Genomic DNA, 17,658 nt, shown 5'->3' on the forward strand with positions numbered 1-17,658 from the left:
GTTTGGCCCAATTCCTGCCATGCCTACCCGTCAAACATAATGCCATACCGAGACGGTCGGGAGCGGACTGAGAGACGAAGCTCTGTAAGACGCCGAGGTTTAATTGACTTTTTTGATCCTTTAGGAGGGACGTAACATGATCAAGTTCATCAAGAACTTCCGCAAAGACGAAGACGGCGCCGTAACTGTTGACTGGGTCGTTCTGACCGCAGCCATCGTAGGCCTGGCCGCTGTTGCATACACTCAGGTTGGCGACGGCACCAACCAGCTGGCAGACACCGTTCAGGGCGCGCTGTCCGGAACTTCGGTCGCGACTCCGACCACTGCAATTTCGCCGGCAGGCGGCAGCTAATATTAACCGCCGCAAGTTTCCGAGGGGGCCGCACTCTAGGAGTGGTGGCCCCTTCTTTTTACCCGGTAACAAGTCTGTATTCGCATCATGATGTCCAGTTTCAAGAAATTCACCAAGATCGAAGATGGCGCAGTCACTGTTGACTGGGTGCTGTTGACCGCCGGCCTTGTCGGCTTTGGCACCATCGTCTTCCTGAACTTCTCTGGCCCCATTCAACATGTGGACACGGAAACCGGAAACGCGCTTTCCAACATGGAAGTTCAGGACGTCGTATTTGACTACGGCACTTATAACTAAGGCGTGCAACGCCACAGCCTGCTGGAAAAACACGGGCAGGAAAAAAAATGGGATTGTCCCCCTTTTCGACACAATTCACATTTAGATAGGGGCCAAACGACGTCGTATTCCCAACGACGACCGAACAGAAAACTTGAGTACGAGGGAACGCGAATGCGTGCAGTATTTGGACTTGTCCTGATTGTCGGGGTGGCATTGGCCGGGGGCGCAGTTTATCTGGCGCGTGACTATATCGCACAGCACCAGGCCCAGCTTGCGCTGGAACGTCAGGCCACGCAGGATGCTCTGGCAAATGTAAAAACCGTTGCAACTGTGGGCGTCGTCGTGGCCAATCGCTCGCTGAAGTACGGGGAACGCCTAGCCAACGAAGATGTCCGAATCGTAAACTGGCCCGAGGAAGCTGTGCCCGAAGGCAGCTTCGTGGATATGGCTGTTGTGTTCCCGGAAAATGCCAAGGGCGACCGGTTCGTCCTGCGCGCCATGGAAAAAGACGAAGCGCTGCTGCAGGTCAAGGTCACCAATCCTGGTGAGGCCGCCGGCCTGACGTCACGCATTGAAAAGGGAAAGCGCGCCTTCGCCATCAGCGTGGACGTTGCATCCGGCGTTTCGGGCTTTCTCCGCCCGGGCGACAACGTGGACGTCTACTGGACCGGCTCGCTGAACAGTGCAATCGACGGCGGCAATGGCGAAATTACCCGCCTGATCCAAACCAATATCGAACTGATCGCGGTGGATCAGACCGCGGGTTCCGATTTGACCGGCGCAACAATCGCGCGCACCGTGACTGTAGCTGCGACGCCCGAGCAGATCGCGGCATTGGCACAGGCGCAAAATACCGGTCGCCTGTCATTGGCGCTGGTTGGTGTGCAGGACGACACGGTGGCCAGCGCGGTCGAAGTGGACCAGCGAAAGCTGTTGGGAATCAAAGAAGCCGCCCCTGCGCCGGTGAAAGTCGAGGAAAAAGTCTGCACGGTTAATACCCGACGCGGCGCAGAGATTGTGAAAACGCAAATCCCCTGCACAAACTGACGCTAAATCAGAGCTTTACCTGCCCAAGCCGCGCTTGTTGCGCGGCTTGTTTCATTTTGGATGTTGCGCATTGTCCACATAAGGAAAATTCCAGAAACCATTGATTATTGCAATAAATTCTCAATTCGCGCAGTGTTACTGCACATAAGGCACTAGACCTAAAACGAAGCGTGATCGGAGAGGCAGGTCACATGAAAATACGTTCCTGGATTGGCGCGACCCTTATGGGGTTGGCGCTTGTAGTTAGTCCGGTCGGAAACACGGCCTGGGCTGAAACACTGCGTGTCGTAAAGAATGGTACAGCGGAAACGCTGGACGTTCCGATGAACCGCGCAATTGTGGTTGAAAGCGAACAGCCCTTTGCTGAACTCAGCATCGCAAACGCGGGCATCGCCGATATCTCGTCGCTTTCGGACCGCACGATTTACGTGCTGGGCAAGGCGCCCGGCCTGACCACGCTGACCTTGTTTGACGGTGCCGGCAACCTGCTGGCCAATGTTCGGGTCCGCGTATCTCCGGATGTTTCCGAATTCAAGGAAAGGCTACGGCAGATTCTGCCGGCCGAACCGATCGAAGTGCGCACAGCCAATGACGGCATCGTGCTCTCCGGTACGGTGTCCAGCGGGGCCAAACTGGCCCGGGCGCTGGAACTGGCCGAACGCTACGCGCCCGAGCGTGTATCGAATCTGATGTCTGTCGGTGGCGTTCAGCAGGTGATGCTGAAAGTTCGATTCGCCGAGATGAACCGTTCGGTGGCGAAAAGCCTGACTGCCTCGCTGGGCTTTTCCGGCAGTGACTCGTCAGGTGGTTTCAACACTCTGAACAACCTCGGCGCACTGAATAACGCCCTGAACAACAACATCCCCGCGTTGCAGACAAATACCGGTGCGATCCTGTTCGGCTTCGGTGCCGGTTCGACGCAGGTTCGTCTGCTGCTCGAAGCCCTTGAAGCGAAAGGTCTGGCGCGCAGCCTTGCGGAGCCCAACCTGTCCGCCTTGTCGGGTCAGGAAGCGACGTTCCTCGCCGGTGGCGAAGTGCCCATTCCGGTCCCGCAGGAGGATGGCGTAATTGCCATTGAATACAAGGCGTTCGGTGTCGAAATCGACTTTATCCCGCGGGTTGTGGATGGCGATCTGATCAACCTGGAACTGGCCGCCGCCGTTTCCAGCATCGACGGCAGCTCGGACTTCACGATCCAGGGTGACACGGTGCCCAGCTTCATCACGCGTCAGACCAGTACAACCGTTGAGCTGCGCGATGGTGAAAGCTTTGCGATTGCGGGTCTGATTCAGGATGACTTCACGGACCTGAACAGCCAGATCCCATGGATCGGAGATGTACCGGTGCTTGGCGCCCTGTTCCGCAGCGCGGAATTCCAGCGCCAGCAGAGCGAACTGGTCATCATCATCACCGCGCATCTGGTGTCGCCGACACGCGGCGAAGCGCTGGCGTTGCCGACTGATCGCGTCAAGCCGCCCAGTGAATTCGACCTGTTCGTGAACGGCAAGACAGCGCGTACGACACGAGTGGGTGCCGGTGCTGCGTCGGAAGTCGCCAAACAGGATTTCGGTAGCTCCTACGGCTACGTCCTGGATTGATTAGGAGGATAGGACCAATGCAGAAGTGGATCATCACACTGGGTCTTTCGGTCGCTGTCGCCGCTTGCACGCGTGAGGCCGGATACGAGGCCGACCAGGGCGCATTCGGGAATGCCACCCTGAACAATGTGCAGGTCATGAACGGTGAACTGACCTATGCGCAGATCCTGGGCCAGCGGTTTGCGGCCGAAGTTCCGACGCAGATCAACTTTGCCTTCGACAGTGCCCAGCTGGACGAAACGGCGCAGCGGATTCTGTTGCGTCAGGCAGCGTGGATCAAACAGTTCCCCGAGGCACGCTTCCGGGTCTACGGCCACACCGACGCGGTTGGCTCGACTGGCTATAACAAAAGCCTCGGCCAGCGACGCGCCAACGCTGCGGTTGCGTTCCTGACGCAGCAGGGCATCTCGCGCTCGCGACTGGAGGCTGTGGTGTCTTTCGGCAAATCCCGCCCGCTGATCGACACGCCAAACCGGGACCGCCGCAACCGCCGGACGGTGACCGAGGTTTCAGGCTTTGTGGATCGCAATCCGCTGGTGCTGGACGGAAAATACGCAGAGATTGTCTATCGCGAATATGTGGAAAGCGCCACATATGTAAGCAGGCTGCGCCGTCAGACCGCGCTGGGCGATACATCAGAACAATAAACAGCGATTGGGCGGCATCGTCGCCCAATTCCCTACAATTGGTTCTTTTGCGCCCAAATCTTGCCTAAGTTCCAAGACACATTTTCAACAATTAGGTGACCTGCGGCCAAAATTGGCCGCATCGGGGCAAAAGCGAACCAGGCCGAACCAGTGCGGTTCACTGTGTTTGACAGCCCTGACGACGAGGATTGTGTTAATGACGAGCGCCACGCCAAACGACGACAAAACAGCCATCCTGGCCTGCACGATCAGCCGTGACGTCCAGAATTTCGACTTGCTGATTGAAGACATGGAAGCCGCATTGGGCGAACGTTGGGGGGATCTCGGTTTTGCCGAGGCTCTGGCGTTTTTCAGCCAGCCCGATGCCGATTCGCTGCAATTCGTCGCCCTGGCAATCGACGGCGAGGACGAAGACAACCTCACCATGATGGGTGAGATTATCGCCCGGGCGAAAGAAAAGAAGATCAAGATTGTGCTGATTGCCGAGGATGTCACGCCGGCATCGCTGCATCAGTTGCTGCGCAAGGGCGCGGATGAATTCGTCCCCTACCCTCTTCCCGAAGGAGAGTTGCAGGAGGCGATTGACCGGATGAACAAACCCGAACCGGTTGCCGTTACCCCGACAGCGGCGCCGCTGACGCAGGGCGAATCGAAGGAAGGCGCGCTGTTTGTCGTCCACGGGCTGGCCGGCGGTGTCGGATCCACCACCATGGCGGTCAATCTGGCCTGGGAGCTTGCGACCGTATCCAACAAGGAGGCCCCTTCTGTCTGCCTGATTGATCTGGACCTGCAATTCGGCACGGTCTCGACCTATCTGGACCTGCCGCGCCGGGAAACCGTGTTCGAGATGCTGTCTGACACCGCTTCGATGGATGACGAAGTATTTTCCCAGGCTCTCCAGACCTACGAGGAAAAACTGCAGGTCCTGACCGCGCCTTCGGACATGGTTCCGCTGGACCTGATCAACCCGGAAGACATTGAACGCGTGATCGACACCGCACGTAAGCATTTCGACTATGTGATTGTGGACATGCCGTCGACACTGGTTCACTGGTCCGAGACCATTCTTCAGGCCGCACATGTGTATTTTGCCATGATTGAACTGGACATGCGCTCGGCCCAGAACGCACTGCGCCTCAAACGGGCCCTGCAGGCCGAGGAACTGCCCTTCAACAAGCTGCGCTTTGCGTTGAACCGCGCTCCGAAATTTACCGATCTGAACGGCAAAGGCCGGGTCAAACGCATGGGCGAAAGCCTGGGCATTTCCATCGACCTGCAACTGCCCGACGGTGGCAAGCCGGTCATGCAAGCCGGTGACCACGGGCTGCCGCTGGCGAATTCGGCTGCGAAGAACCCGCTGCGCCGGGAAATCGCGAAACTCGCAAAATCGCTGCACAGCCTTGGCAGCAGCAACGCCGAAGCCGCGTAACACAGCCCCAAAGGGAGAGCCGCCTTGTTTTCAAGATACAAAAAACAACCCGCAGGGCAGCCTGTTCAGACACCGGCCGCAGCGCCGGCTGCGACACCTGCGCCTGCGGCTTCTGCCGAGCAGGCAGCAACGGCAAACGCGGTAGCGCGCCGTCCGGTTCAGAAAAAGGCGGCCGAACCCGTCGGCAACGACCGTGAACGTAAACGCAAAGAGCGTTTGGGCGAGATTAAAGTCGAACTGCACCGCGAACTGCTGGAAAACCTGAACCTCGCCGCGCTTGAAAACGCGGGCGAGGCCGAACTGCGGGCTGAAATCAGCGCAATCGCCAGCGAAGTTCTGGAAACCCGGAATATTGTTCTGAACCGCGAAGACCGTTCGCAGTTGAACAAGGAACTTTATGACGAAGTTACCGGTCTGGGGCCCCTAGAAGCGCTGCTTCAGGACGATACGGTCAACGATATTCTGGTCAACGGGCCACAACAGATCTTTGTGGAACGCCACGGCAAGCTGGAAGTCAGCGACATCACCTTCAAAGACGAAAAGCACCTGATGCGGATCATCGACAAGATCGTATCCGCCGTGGGTCGCCGCGTTGATGAATCCAACCCCTATGTTGACGCCCGTCTGGCAGACGGCTCGCGTTTTAACGCCATGGTGCCGCCGATTGCGGTGGACGGTTCGCTGGTATCCATTCGTAAGTTCAAAAAGGACAAGCTGGGCATCGACGATCTGGTGAATTTCGGTGCCTTTACCGAGGAAATGGCCGCATATCTGCAGGCCGCGGTGTCCACGCGTTTGAACATCATCGTTTCGGGCGGTACTGGTTCCGGTAAAACAACCACGCTGAACGCCCTGTCCAGCTTTATCGACGACGCCGAACGCATTCTGACGATCGAAGACACCGCGGAACTTCAGCTGCAACAGACCCATGTGGGCCGGATGGAAAGCCGCCCGCCCAACGTCGAAGGCAAGGGCGAGGTCAGCCCGCGCGACTGTCTGAAAAACGCCCTGCGTATGCGCCCCGACCGCATCATCGTCGGCGAGACGCGTGGCGCCGAGGTGATCGACATGCTGCAGGCCATGAACACCGGCCACGACGGATCGATGACCACAATCCACGCCAACTCGGCCCGTGACGGGATTTCGCGTCTGGAAAACATGATTGCGATGGCCGGGATTGAGATGCCGATCAAGGCCGTGCGCAGCCAGATTTCTTCGGCTGTGAACCTGATCGTACAGGCCAGCCGTCTGCAGGATGGCTCGCGCCGCATGACCTCGATCACCGAAATCACCGGTATGGAAGGCGATGTGATTTCGATGCAGGAAATCTTTCGTTTCCAACGGGTTGGCCTGACACCCGACAACAAGATCATCGGTCATTTCACGGCAACGGGCGTGCGCAGCCACTATTCCGAGCGCTTCCGCCTGTGGGGCTTTGACTTGCCCGCATCCATCTACGAACCAACGACTGTGTAGGAGATCCTGATATGCAACTGCCTGTTGAGGCAATCATATATGTCGTGATCTTCGTCGCGGTGTTGTTTCTGGTCGAAGGCATCTATCTGGTGGCCTTCGGCAAGTCCATCAGCCTGAACAGCCGGGTCAATCGCCGGCTTGAGATGCTGGATAAGGGCGTCGGCCGCGAACAGGTGCTGGAACAGCTGCGCAAGGAAATGCAGCAGCACATGAAGACGCAGACCATCCCGCTGTATTCGCTGCTGGCGGACAAGGCGCAAAAGGCGGCCATCGCCTTTTCGCCCCGACAACTGATTCTGATCATGATTCTGGTGTCAGGATTTGCCTTTGTCGGGCTGAGCATCGGCACGGCAACCGAAACGATTCTGCGGGTGGCAATCTCGATCGCTATCGGCGTGGGCGGCGTCTATGCCTGGGTCAATCACAAGGCCAAAAAACGGATGGGCATGCTGGAAGAGCAATTGCCCGAGGCGGTGGAACTGATGGTTCGGTCGCTGCGCGTCGGCAACCCCTTTGTCTCGTCCATCCAGATCGTCGCGAACGAAGTGCAGGACCCTCTGGCAACCGAGTTCGGCGTGATCGCCGATGAATGCGCCTATGGTCGGGACGTCGGCGAATCGCTCAAGGACCTGGCGGAGCGGCTGGACATGCAGGACCTTCGCTTTCTGTCCGTTGCCGTCGGCATTCAGCAGCAATCTGGGGGTAACCTGGCCGAGATCCTCGCCGGTCTGGCACAGGTGATCCGCGCTCGTTTTCGCCTGTTCCGGCGGGTGAAAGCCATCACGGCCGAAGCGCAATGGTCAGGCAAGTTCCTGTCAGGCTTCCCGGTTTTCTGCCTGGTATTCATCCTGGTGAAGGACCCCGGATATTATGACGAGGTGATTGATCACCCCTATTTTATTCCGGCCTGTTTCTTTGTCGGCATCATGCTGACGCTGAACCTGATCGTCATGCGCATCCTTACCAACATCAAGGTCTGAGGGCACCGATATGGAATTTCTGACCCAAATCAACGACCTTCTGAAACAGCATCTGGGCGAGTTCGGGCCACTAATTGTGGTCGGTGTTCTGGGCCTGTTCATGATCCTTGTCACCATTCCTCTGATGCTGAACCAGCCTGAGGACCCGTTGAAAAAGCTTCAGCGTTCGAACGCTGCGCCGAAGAACGACAAAAAGGCCAAGAAGGACAAGCTTCGCAATTCAAGCCGCAACGAGCAGCTTGAGAAATTCGCCACCTTCCTTGAGCCGCAGAACGAAGAAGAATTGTCGGCCATGCAGCTCAAGCTGCGCCAGGCGGGGTATCACTCGAAAGATTCGGTGCGGTTCTTTCACTTTGCGCAATTTGCGCTGGGTATTGTCGGCATCCTGATCGGTGTGTTGCTGGTGACGGTCCTGTCCGGCGGGCAGGAATTCACCGGCCCGCAGGTGCTGACCCGCGTCCTTATCCCGGCCGCCGCCGGATATTTCCTGCCGCGCTACTGGATCACACGACGCGTCGCGGAACGGCATGAGGCGATCACGGCAGGCTTTCCCGACACGCTTGACTTAATGCTGGTCTGTGTTGAAGCCGGCCAGTCGCTGGATCAGGCTATCGTCCGGGTCGCAAGCGAGATGAAGGCGTCCTACCCGGACATCGCGCAGGAATTCGAAGTTGTGGCTTACGAGCTTAAGGCCGGTAAGGACAAAGATACGGTTCTGCGTGACTTCGGCACCCGCTGCGGCGTGCAGGATGTAAGCTCTTTCGTCACCGTGATGATCCAGTCGGCAACATTCGGCACTTCGATCGCCGAAGCCCTGCGGGTTTATGCCAGCGAAATGCGTGACAAACGCGTGATGCGCGCCGAAGAGGCGGCGAACAAGTTGCCAACCAAAATGACCCTTGCCACAATGATGCTGACGGTGCCGCCCCTTCTGGTCATTCTGGTCGGGCCTTCGGCAAAGGGCATCGCAGAGTTTGCAAATCCTGGCGGGGGCTAAAGACCCAATGACAAAACTCAGGTGCATCCCATCCAGGATACGCCGCGCTTTAGGGGCCGCCATGGTTATCGCCACGGTGGCCTCTTGCACGGATACCGGCCTGTCAAACGATCTGGATGCGCCGGGTCTTGATCCCAGCGGACAGGGCGTTGACGAAATAACCGTCGGCAACCGGTTGATGGCCGCCGGTGAATACGAACTGGCGCTGGATTCTTTTGCCCGTGCCGCGCTGCAACAGGGGATGACGCCCCAGATCCTGACCTCGATGGGCACGGCCAATCTGGGCCTTAAGCGTCTTGGGCAGGCTGAAACCTTGCTGCGCCGCGCGGTCAAGGACGAGCCCGACTGGCCTGCCCCATGGAACAATCTGGGGGTTCTGCTGGTCGAGCTTGGGGAATATCCCGAGGCAGCCCAAGTCTTTCAGCGGGCCTATGCGCTGGACAATGGCGAAAGTGACGCAATCCGCGACAATCTTCGCTTAGCGCTCGCAAAAATGGAAAATCCTGTTAATACTACACCCGAAGAACAAGAATACACGCTGGAGCAGCAAGGCGACGGGCAATTCACGCTGCGCAAGCTCCCGGACTAAAGGCAAGAGCAGTAAGGGACGCAAAAAATGCGCCAACACTTCTTGATTCCGTCATTGTTGCTGTGCGGGCTGATCCTGTCCGCCTGCGAGAAAGAAACCGAGGAAGAAAAAGTCGAACGCACATTTCAGGAGGTGAACGTCATTGACGAGACCAACCTGAACGACGTTTTGCTGACCGCCGCGGACCCGAACGAAGCCGTCACCTATTTCCAGGGCGCCGCAGCGAAAAACCCCGGTCGGATAGACCTGCAGCGGGGGCTTGCGATTTCGCTGTCGCGCGCCAAACGCACGACCGAAGCGGCCGCCGCGTGGAAGAAGGTGACGACCATGAAAGGGGCGGCGAATATCGACAGAGTCGAATATGCCGACTCGCTGGTGCGCGCGGGCAACTGGAGCCAGGCCAGAACAGTGCTGGATTCCATTCCTCCCACCTATGAAACCTTCAAACGCTACAGGCTTGAAGCGGTGGTGGCAGACTCACGCAAGGAGTGGAAGCGTGCTGACCAATTCTACGAAACTGCGATTGGGCTGACCACGCGTCCCGGCGGCGTCATGAACAATTGGGGCTACTCCAAACTGACACGCGGTCAATACGCCGAGGCTGAGCGTCTGTTCACCGAGGCGATCCGCCAGGACAATTCCCTGTTCACCGCCAAGAACAATCTGGTGCTGGCCCGGGCCGCGCAGGGGAATTACAGCATGCCTGTTGTCCCGATGTCGCAGGTGGAACGCGCCATGTTGCTGAACACAATGGGAATTTCCGCGGTCAAGCAGGGTGACGTGACGACCGCGAAGAACCTGTTCCGCGAAGCTATCGCAACCCACCCGCAGCATTATGACGAGGCGGTCCGGTCGCTGCGTGCGCTTGAGGAAGCCTGATCCATGAACGTTCCTGCGGAAGCGGCGGCATGGTTTCTGCCGTTCGTTCTGCCAATCTGCTTTTACGTCGCATTCACGGATATGCGGGACATGCTGATCAAAAACCACGCCGTGGTCGCGCTGGCCGTGGTTTTTGTTGTTCTGGGGTTGTTCCTGCTTCCGCCCTGGTCCACAGACTGGACCGCAGGCCGGATCGGTCCGCTGACGGTTTCTCTGCCGCCCTATTTCTGGCAGTTGCTGCATATCGTGGTCGTTCTGATCCTGGGCATCATCCTCAATGCGGCCGGTGTCATGGGCGCCGGAGATGCCAAGTTTCTGGCCGCGGCCTCGCCCTACATCTGGGCGGGAGATTACATGTTGATGATGATCATATTGATGTCGACCACGCTGGCCGCCTTTGCAACCCATAGGCTGGCCCGGAATACGGCGTTGCGAAGCATTGCGCCGGATTGGGAAAGCTGGACCAGAACCAAGCAGTTTCCTATGGGTTTTTCGCTGGGCGGCAGCCTGGCCATCTACCTGATCTTAGGTACTGTTTACGGCTCGTAAACTATCATTAACCCGCCTTTTCCCTGCCTTGGTGCTGACACAAAGCGGGGCCAGATTTCCCCAAAGTGGCCCTTAAAGGGGCATTTGGCGTGAATACTGGACAGACGGGTAACGCTTATGAATATGCAGACGACCTCGGTTATGGCCCCCCCTGCCCCCAAGGGTCTGGGCGAAATGAAGCTACCCATCGTCATGATGCGGGATATTCTGCTGAAAACGGTGTTTCGAAAGAATGTGGACACCGTGACCGAGATCGCCGAGGCGATTTGCCTGCCCGGTTCCGTCACCCAGGAACTGGTCGATATCTCGCGCGAACAAAAGCTGCTTGAGGCGACCGGTACACTGAACGCAAACAGCGGCAACGAGATGGGTTATCAGCTGACCGATGCCGGCAAGGCCCGCGCGCTGGACGCGCTGAGCCAGTCGGAATATTTCGGCGCCATGCCGGTGCCGCTGGACGTCTATCGCGAACAGGTCAAGCGCCAGTCGATCCGCAACATCCAGGTCACTCGCGACCAGTTGACCGGGGCAATGGGTCATCTGGTTCTGCCCGACAGCCTGCTGGACCACCTTGGCCCTGCGGTCAGCGCCGGGCGTTCGATCCTGATGTATGGCCCGCCGGGCAACGGGAAATCGTCGATCTCGAACGGTATTCGCGACGCGCTGGGTGACAATGTCTATGTTCCGCGCGCCATCGAATACGCGGGGCAGGTGATCACGGTTTACGACCCGATCGTTCACACCGCCATCGAGCAGGAAGCCGACGACCCCAACAGCCTGCGCCGCCGCAAGCGGTTCGACTCGCGCTATGTGCAGTGCGAACGCCCGACAGTTGTGACGGGTGGTGAATTGTCGCTCAGCATGCTGGACCTTGTCTACAACCCCACGGCGCGCACTTATCAGGCGCCTTTGCAGCTGAAATCGACCGGCGGCATCTTCATCGTCGATGACCTTGGCCGTCAGCAGGAACCGCCGCAGGCGCTGATCAACCGCTGGATCGTTCCGCTTGAGGAAAGCAAGGACATCTTGGGCCTGCAATCGGGTGAAAAATTCGAAGTGCCCTTTGATACGCTGGTGATCTTCTCGACCAACTTCCACCCGAACGAAATCTTCGACCAGGCCGCTCTGCGCCGGATCTTCTTCAAGATCAAGATCGGCGGCCCGAACCAGGAAGACTTCCTGAAAATCTTTGCCATGGTGGCCCGCAAACGCGGCATGCCGCTGGACGAGGCCGCGCTGGTGCATCTGTTGAAGGTCAAATACCCGACCATCAACAACATCTACGCCAACTATCAGCCGATCTTCCTGATCGACCAGATGATCTCGATCTGCGAGTTCGAGGGCATCCCCTATCAGATGAGCCCCGATCTGATCGACCGGGCCTGGGCCAATATGTTCGTCAAAGACGAGACAATCGTCAAATAACGCCGTGCCAATTCCGAACAGGGCCGGGTAATCTGCGTGCATGACGCAGATTCCCGCCCGGATCGCTGACTGGTTTGCCGCCAGAGGCTGGTCCATCCACCCGCATCAGCAGGATATGTTCAACCGGGCCGCAGACCCGGCGACCTTGCTGATCGCACCAACCGGTGGCGGCAAGACCATGGCGGGGTTTCTGCCGTCGCTGGCTGAATTGGCCGAGCGGACCCATCCCGGCCTTCATACGATCTATGTATCACCACTCAAGGCGCTGGCGGCCGACATCCGCCGCAACCTGCGCGGCCCCGCGGACGAGATCGGCCTGCCGATCCGGATCGAAGATCGAACGGGCGACACTTCGGCCACGCGGAAAAAGCGACAACGCGTGGACCCGCCGCATATCCTGCTGACGACACCCGAAAGCCTGGCCCTGCTGACCTCGTATGAAGACGCGCCAAAGATGTTTGAATGTGTCCAGCGAGTGATCGTGGACGAAATCCACGCTCTGGCGGAAAGCAAGCGCGGCGATCAGTTGATGCTGGCGCTGGCAAGGTTGCAATCGCTGTGCCCGGACCTGCGCCGCGTGGGGCTGTCCGCGACGGTTGAAGACCCCGATGCCATCGCGCGCTTTCTGGCGCGCCACCCCGATCCCTGCCAGATCGTTCAGGCCGATCCCGGACCCGACCCGGATATTCGGATGCTGGAAACAAGCGAAATGCCGCCCTGGTCCGGGGGCGGCGCGGCCTATTCGATCCCTGCCGTGCTGGATCAGATCAGGAAGCACAAAACGACCCTGATCTTTCACAACACGCGGGCGCAGGCCGAAATCTACTTTCACAATCTCTGGCTGGCCAATGACGATGGATTGCCCATCGGCATCCATCACGGCAGCCTGGACCGGCAGCAACGTGAACGGGTCGAGGCTGCGATGGTGCGCGGCGACCTGCGCGCCATTGTCTGTACCGGCAGTCTGGATCTGGGGATCGACTGGGGGGATGTCGATCTGGTGATCCAGATTGGTGCGCCCAAGAACGTCAAGCGGCTGGTGCAACGGATCGGCCGCGCCAACCATCGCTACAATGCGCCCTCCAAAGCCCTGTTGGTCCCGGCGAACCGGTTCGAAGTTGTTGAATGCGTGGCCGCGCTTGAGGCTGCCAAGGCACATGATCTGGATGGCGAGCCGCGCGGGACCGGTCCGCGTGACGTGTTGTGCCAGCATATCCTGATCGCGGCTTCGGCTGGTCCATTCGACGCCGAGGACCTGTTCCGGGAGATGACGGCTGCCGGACCGTATGCAGGCCTCAGCCGCCGCGAATTTGACGACTGTCTAGAGTTCTGCGCGACCGGCGGATATGCCCTGCGCGCCTATGACCGATGGCAACGGTTGCTGAAACGCCCGGACGGGTTGTGGCAGTTGCGCGATCCGCGCGCGGCGCAGCGGATACGGATGAACCTGGGCACCATTCAGGATACCGACACGCTGAAAGTACGCCTGAAGCGCAGTCGCGGCGGCAAGCCTCTGGGCGAGGTGGAGGAGGCGTTCGCGGCGTCCCTGACTCCCGGTGACACCTTTCTGATCGGCGGCCAGATCGTCCGCTATGAGGGGCTACGCGAGATGGTGGTCGAGGTTAGCCGCCGCGCCGACCGGAAACCCAAGATCGCCACCTTCTCGGGCACCAAATTCGCAACGTCAACGCAGCTGAGCGAGCGCATCCTGCGGATGTTTGCCCAACCCGATTGGCCGCAATTGCCGGCGCATACCGCGGAATGGCTGGCCTTACAGCGCAGCATGTCGCAGCTGCCGCAGCGGGACAGATTGCTGATCGAGAGCTTTCCCAATGATGGGCGCGAACATCTGTGCGTTTACGGATTCGCCGGGCGAAACGCGCAGCAAACGCTGGGCCTGCTGCTGACAAAGCGGATGGAGGAAACAGGGCTGGCGCCGCTTGGCTTCGTTGCAACCGATTATGCCACGCTGATCTGGGGGCTGGATGCGGTGACCGATCCGCGCCCCTTGTTCGAACTGACAGCCTTGCGCGACGGGCTTGAAACCTGGCTGGCCGGGAACGCCGTGATGAAGCGCACCTTTCGCGCATCAGCATCCATTGCGGGCCTGATCGAACGGAACACCGGTGCGCAGCGGAAAAGCGGGCGGCAGGCGACGTTTTCGTCGGACATCCTTTACGACACGCTACTGAAATACGACCCCGACCATCTGCTGATGCAGATCACGCGTGAAGAAGCCATGCGCGGACTGGTGGATTTCGGACGAATCGAGGCGATGATCGCCCGGATCGGCGACCGGATTGACCTGCTGCGGCTGGACCGTGTCTCGCCTCTGGCGGCACCATTGTTCCTTGAAGTCGGAAAAGTGCCGGTCAAGGGGGCTGCGGAGGAACGGCTTTTGGCCGAGGAAAGCGCCCGCCTGTTGCAGGCCGCAGGGTTAACACCCGACTGATACCGCTTGCGTCACACGGTGAAACACGCAAAGAACGTATCATGAACGGAGTTGCGTTTTCCTTTGCCGGTCAATACCTGCGCGCACTGGGATCAGGGGCATTGTGGTGGCCGGATCACCACCTGCTGTGCGTGTCCGACCTGCATCTGGGAAAGTCCGAGCGCATGGCGCGGCGCGGCGGACCGGCGTTGCCGCCCTATGACAGCCGCGACACGCTGACCCGGCTGGCCGCAGATATCGACAGAACCGGAGCAGAGACCATCATCTGTCTGGGCGACAGTTTCGACGATCTGAACGCGCAAGCAGCCTTGGGCACCAATGAAAAGCTGAGCATCACCGCCTTGCAGGCCGGGCGCCGCTGGATCTGGATCGAAGGCAACCACGACCCCGGCCCCATTGACCTCGGAGGGACCCATTTGTCGGATTGCCGGATCGGCGCATTGACCTTCCGCCATATTGCGCAGGTCGGCAACCACGCCGAGGTGTCCGGGCATTATCACCCCAAAGCGCGCCTCAGGCTGCGGGGCCGGATGATTTCGCGCCCGGCCTTTCTGGTGGACAAGGCGCGGCTGATCCTGCCCGCCTTTGGCACCTATACCGGCGGATTGCGCAGTTCGGATCAGGTTCTGGACACGTTGATGGGCGACGATGCTCTGGCCATTCTGACCGGTCCCCAGCCTCAGATCATACCCATGCCCAGGACATGAGGTTCAGATCACGCCGTCCTGTTCCAACAAGGGTTTGTATTTCCGGCTGACCGGGACAAGCTCGTCGTTTCTGAGGCGCAGGAACGTCTTGCCACCCCTTTTTTCCACGCTCGCAATGGCACCGTCAGCCACCCAATGGGATCGGTGCGTGCAATGGCCGGGCACCGGCTCCATCTCGGCAATCGCGTCGGTCAATCTTGAACGGATGGTAAAAACCCCTTCCGAGGTGACGACATCCACAAAATGGTCGCGCACGGTCAGGCGGTAAATCTGGCCATTAAACGTGCACGGCAAACGTTTGGTCAGCCGCGGCCTCTCTGGCGTGGCGTCGATTGCGGGCGGCTCACTTTCCTTGCGCCCGCGCACCAGCATAAGCCCCGTGGCAAACAGCACCCCGTAGGGCGCGACAGCCATCACACCCGGCACCTGCTGGCCACCGAGCGAGAACAATAGACAGGACATCAGCCACAGGGACGGCACAAACAGCGTGAGAACCACAAGGACCAATGCAAATTCGCGGGACGACAGACGGGTATCAGCAAAGAACCGTCGCGTCAGCTTTCGGGCAGCCCATGTGGCAAGCAAAGCCAGAACTGTCACACCAACCCAGAATACGAGCCGCTGAGGGAAGGACAGGTCGACATCCGGAAACGGCTGAAACACGTAAGCAAGCAAGGGTAGGAAAACGAGGCCCGCAACCGCACGGCGCAATGTGAACTCGGACAGGATCGGGCTAAGGCTTCTTGTCATAACGGCTCAACAGAGTTGGTCAATTAGGTCCAGCCCATACCCTCTTGACCTGAACTATCACATCGTAACCGGCTGGAAAAACAGGTTTATCACCGATCCGGGATCATTCAAACCCTGACATTTGAAAATTAATGCATTTGTAACGTAACAATCGGGCAAGAGGTGCGCCCACCTCTTGGCCCGTCACTTAAGTCATGCTGCGTCGCGGTTCAGGCGGTCAGACCTTCGGGTTCCGGCAGGCCGTTGGCACGGCAACAGGCCGTCAGCGTGTTCGCCAGCAGACAGGCGATGGTCATCGGCCCGACACCCCCGGGAACCGGCGTGATCGCGCCCGCGCGTTCAGCAGCGCTTGCGTAATCCACATCGCCGACCAGCTTGTTCTTGCCGTCACGTTCGATCCGGTTGATACCCACGTCGATGACGGTCGCACCTTCCTTGATCCAGTCACTCGGCACCATCTCAGGGCGGCCTACCGCGGCAACGACGATGTCCGCACGACGAACCACATCCGGCAGGTCCTTGGTGCGGCTATGCGCGATGGTTACGGTGCAGCTGTCGCCCAGCAGCAGTTGCGCCATCGGTTTGCCCACGATGTTCGACCGGCCGATTACAACCGCGTCCATGCCCGACAACGAGCCATGGTGGTCGCGCAGCATCATCAGACAACCCAGCGGGGTGCAGGGCACCATCGATTTCTGACCGGTGCCCAGCAGGCCAACATTCGAGATGTGGAACCCGTCGACATCCTTGGCCGGATCGATGGAGTTGATCACCAGATCCTCGTTCAGGTGCTTCGGCAGCGGCAATTGCACCAGAATGCCATGCACCGCCGGGTCATTGTTCAGCTTGTCGATCAGCGCCAGCAGGTCTTCTTCTGACGTGTCGGCATCCAGCTTGTGCTCGTACGAGTTCATGCCGACCTCGACGGTCATCTTGCCTTTCGAGCGTACATAGACCTGGCTTGCCGGGTCCTCTCCGACCAGAACCACGGCCAGCCCCGGTGTGACGCCGTTTTCCTCTTTCAGCTTTGCAACCTGATCGGCCACTTGCCCGCGGACCTTGGCCGCAAAGGCCTTGCCGTCAATGACTTGAGCTACCATCCTTTGATCCCTTCCTTCAAAAAACGGATCGGGCGCTTGGGCGCCCGGTCATTCAGTCGGGGCCGAGCACGCGTTCTTCGCGGGCAATCGACCAGTCAATCAATATGCGCCAGAGTTCTTCAGCAAGATCGGGATCCATTCCCAGTTCGCCGGAACTTGCGCGCACACGCTGCACCACCTCTTCAACACGATCCGGGATGCGGGCAGGCAAGCCCTCGCCCGGTTTCAGCTCGGACGCGCGGTCAATATAGGTCGCGCGCGTCACCAACATCTCGATCAGTTGGCGGTCTAGCTTGTCGATCTGAGCCCGCAACTCCTGCATGGAATGGCAGTCTTGCGGCGGTGTCAGAGTGGGCATGTTCGTCTCCTCATGGCCCGGGGATTCCCCGGACCACGAGATGT

General features: G+C 59.1%; 18 protein-coding genes. 15 read left to right on the top strand and 3 right to left on the bottom strand.

All coding sequences use genetic code 11. The features are described from left to right. Window positions 1-136: 136 nt before the first annotated feature. The 15 genes from ACR0D8_RS10290 to pdeM all read left to right on the top strand — a co-directional run bounded on the left by ACR0D8_RS10290 (window position 137) and on the right by pdeM (window position 15,406). Complete coding sequence (locus ACR0D8_RS10290; RefSeq protein WP_475162532.1) at window positions 137-352, top strand: Flp family type IVb pilin; 216 nt, start codon at window positions 137-139, stop codon at window positions 350-352. An 87-nt stretch (window positions 353-439) separates the two neighbouring features. Further along, window positions 440-649 carry a hypothetical protein gene (locus tag ACR0D8_RS10295; protein WP_480646077.1) on the top strand — a complete coding sequence of 70 codons (210 nt, stop codon included), beginning with the start codon at window positions 440-442 and terminating at the stop codon, window positions 647-649. A gap of 153 nt (window positions 650-802) precedes the next feature. Next, complete coding sequence (gene cpaB / locus ACR0D8_RS10300; RefSeq protein WP_475162536.1) at window positions 803-1,678, top strand: Flp pilus assembly protein CpaB; 876 nt, start codon at window positions 803-805, stop codon at window positions 1,676-1,678. A 191-nt stretch (window positions 1,679-1,869) separates the two neighbouring features. Further along, window positions 1,870-3,276, top strand: a complete 1,407-nt coding sequence (locus ACR0D8_RS10305; RefSeq protein ID WP_475162537.1) for a type II and III secretion system protein family protein — start codon at window positions 1,870-1,872, stop codon at window positions 3,274-3,276. 17 nt (window positions 3,277-3,293) lie between these two features. Then, the gene (locus tag ACR0D8_RS10310) at window positions 3,294-3,923 is read left to right on the top strand and encodes an OmpA family protein (RefSeq protein WP_475162539.1); all 630 of its coding nucleotides are present in this window, start codon (window positions 3,294-3,296) and stop codon (window positions 3,921-3,923) included. Between the two features lie 196 nt (window positions 3,924-4,119). After that, entirely contained in the window at window positions 4,120-5,352 is a 1,233-nt protein-coding gene (locus ACR0D8_RS10315) for a CpaE/TadZ family protein (protein ID WP_480646080.1), read from the top strand. A 24-nt stretch (window positions 5,353-5,376) separates the two neighbouring features. Beyond that, window positions 5,377-6,828 (top strand): TadA family conjugal transfer-associated ATPase, encoded by a 1,452-nt coding sequence (locus tag ACR0D8_RS10320; RefSeq protein ID WP_480646082.1) that lies wholly within the window; start codon window positions 5,377-5,379, stop codon window positions 6,826-6,828. Window positions 6,829-6,839: 11 nt separating this feature from the next. Then, window positions 6,840-7,808, top strand: coding sequence for a type II secretion system F family protein (locus ACR0D8_RS10325; protein WP_480646084.1), 969 nt, complete (start codon window positions 6,840-6,842; stop codon window positions 7,806-7,808). 10 nt (window positions 7,809-7,818) lie between these two features. Continuing rightward, entirely contained in the window at window positions 7,819-8,805 is a 987-nt protein-coding gene (locus tag ACR0D8_RS10330; protein WP_480646085.1) for a type II secretion system F family protein, read from the top strand. Between the two features lie 61 nt (window positions 8,806-8,866). Next, window positions 8,867-9,394, top strand: a complete 528-nt coding sequence (locus ACR0D8_RS10335; protein WP_475162547.1) for a tetratricopeptide repeat protein — start codon at window positions 8,867-8,869, stop codon at window positions 9,392-9,394. Window positions 9,395-9,421: 27 nt separating this feature from the next. Continuing rightward, on the top strand, window positions 9,422-10,273 hold the full coding sequence (locus ACR0D8_RS10340) for a tetratricopeptide repeat protein (protein WP_480646087.1): 852 nt from the start codon (window positions 9,422-9,424) through the stop codon (window positions 10,271-10,273). Window positions 10,274-10,276: 3 nt separating this feature from the next. Next, the gene (locus tag ACR0D8_RS10345) at window positions 10,277-10,822 is read left to right on the top strand and encodes a prepilin peptidase (RefSeq protein WP_480646089.1); all 546 of its coding nucleotides are present in this window, start codon (window positions 10,277-10,279) and stop codon (window positions 10,820-10,822) included. Window positions 10,823-10,939: 117 nt separating this feature from the next. Further along, complete coding sequence (locus ACR0D8_RS10350) at window positions 10,940-12,247, top strand: ATPase (RefSeq protein ID WP_475162553.1); 1,308 nt, start codon at window positions 10,940-10,942, stop codon at window positions 12,245-12,247. Between the two features lie 40 nt (window positions 12,248-12,287). Next, window positions 12,288-14,699 carry a ligase-associated DNA damage response DEXH box helicase gene (locus ACR0D8_RS10355; protein WP_480646091.1) on the top strand — a complete coding sequence of 804 codons (2,412 nt, stop codon included), beginning with the start codon at window positions 12,288-12,290 and terminating at the stop codon, window positions 14,697-14,699. Window positions 14,700-14,740: 41 nt separating this feature from the next. Continuing rightward, window positions 14,741-15,406, top strand: coding sequence for a ligase-associated DNA damage response endonuclease PdeM (gene pdeM / locus ACR0D8_RS10360; RefSeq protein ID WP_480646093.1), 666 nt, complete (start codon window positions 14,741-14,743; stop codon window positions 15,404-15,406). A 3-nt stretch (window positions 15,407-15,409) separates the two neighbouring features. Here the strand turns inward: pdeM and ACR0D8_RS10365 are convergent, their stop codons facing one another. The 3 genes from ACR0D8_RS10365 to ACR0D8_RS10375 form a co-directional block, all read right to left on the bottom strand. Next, window positions 15,410-16,156 (bottom strand): LytTR family DNA-binding domain-containing protein, encoded by a 747-nt coding sequence (locus ACR0D8_RS10365; protein WP_480646095.1) that lies wholly within the window; start codon window positions 16,154-16,156, stop codon window positions 15,410-15,412. Window positions 16,157-16,365: 209 nt separating this feature from the next. Then, the gene (gene folD / locus ACR0D8_RS10370) at window positions 16,366-17,256 is read right to left on the bottom strand and encodes a bifunctional methylenetetrahydrofolate dehydrogenase/methenyltetrahydrofolate cyclohydrolase FolD (protein ID WP_480646097.1); all 891 of its coding nucleotides are present in this window, start codon (window positions 17,254-17,256) and stop codon (window positions 16,366-16,368) included. Between the two features lie 52 nt (window positions 17,257-17,308). Then, window positions 17,309-17,614, bottom strand: a complete 306-nt coding sequence (locus ACR0D8_RS10375) for a chorismate mutase (protein ID WP_480646098.1) — start codon at window positions 17,612-17,614, stop codon at window positions 17,309-17,311. Window positions 17,615-17,658 lie beyond the last annotated feature (44 nt).

This window comes from Ruegeria sp. BG10, from assembly GCF_056538575.1.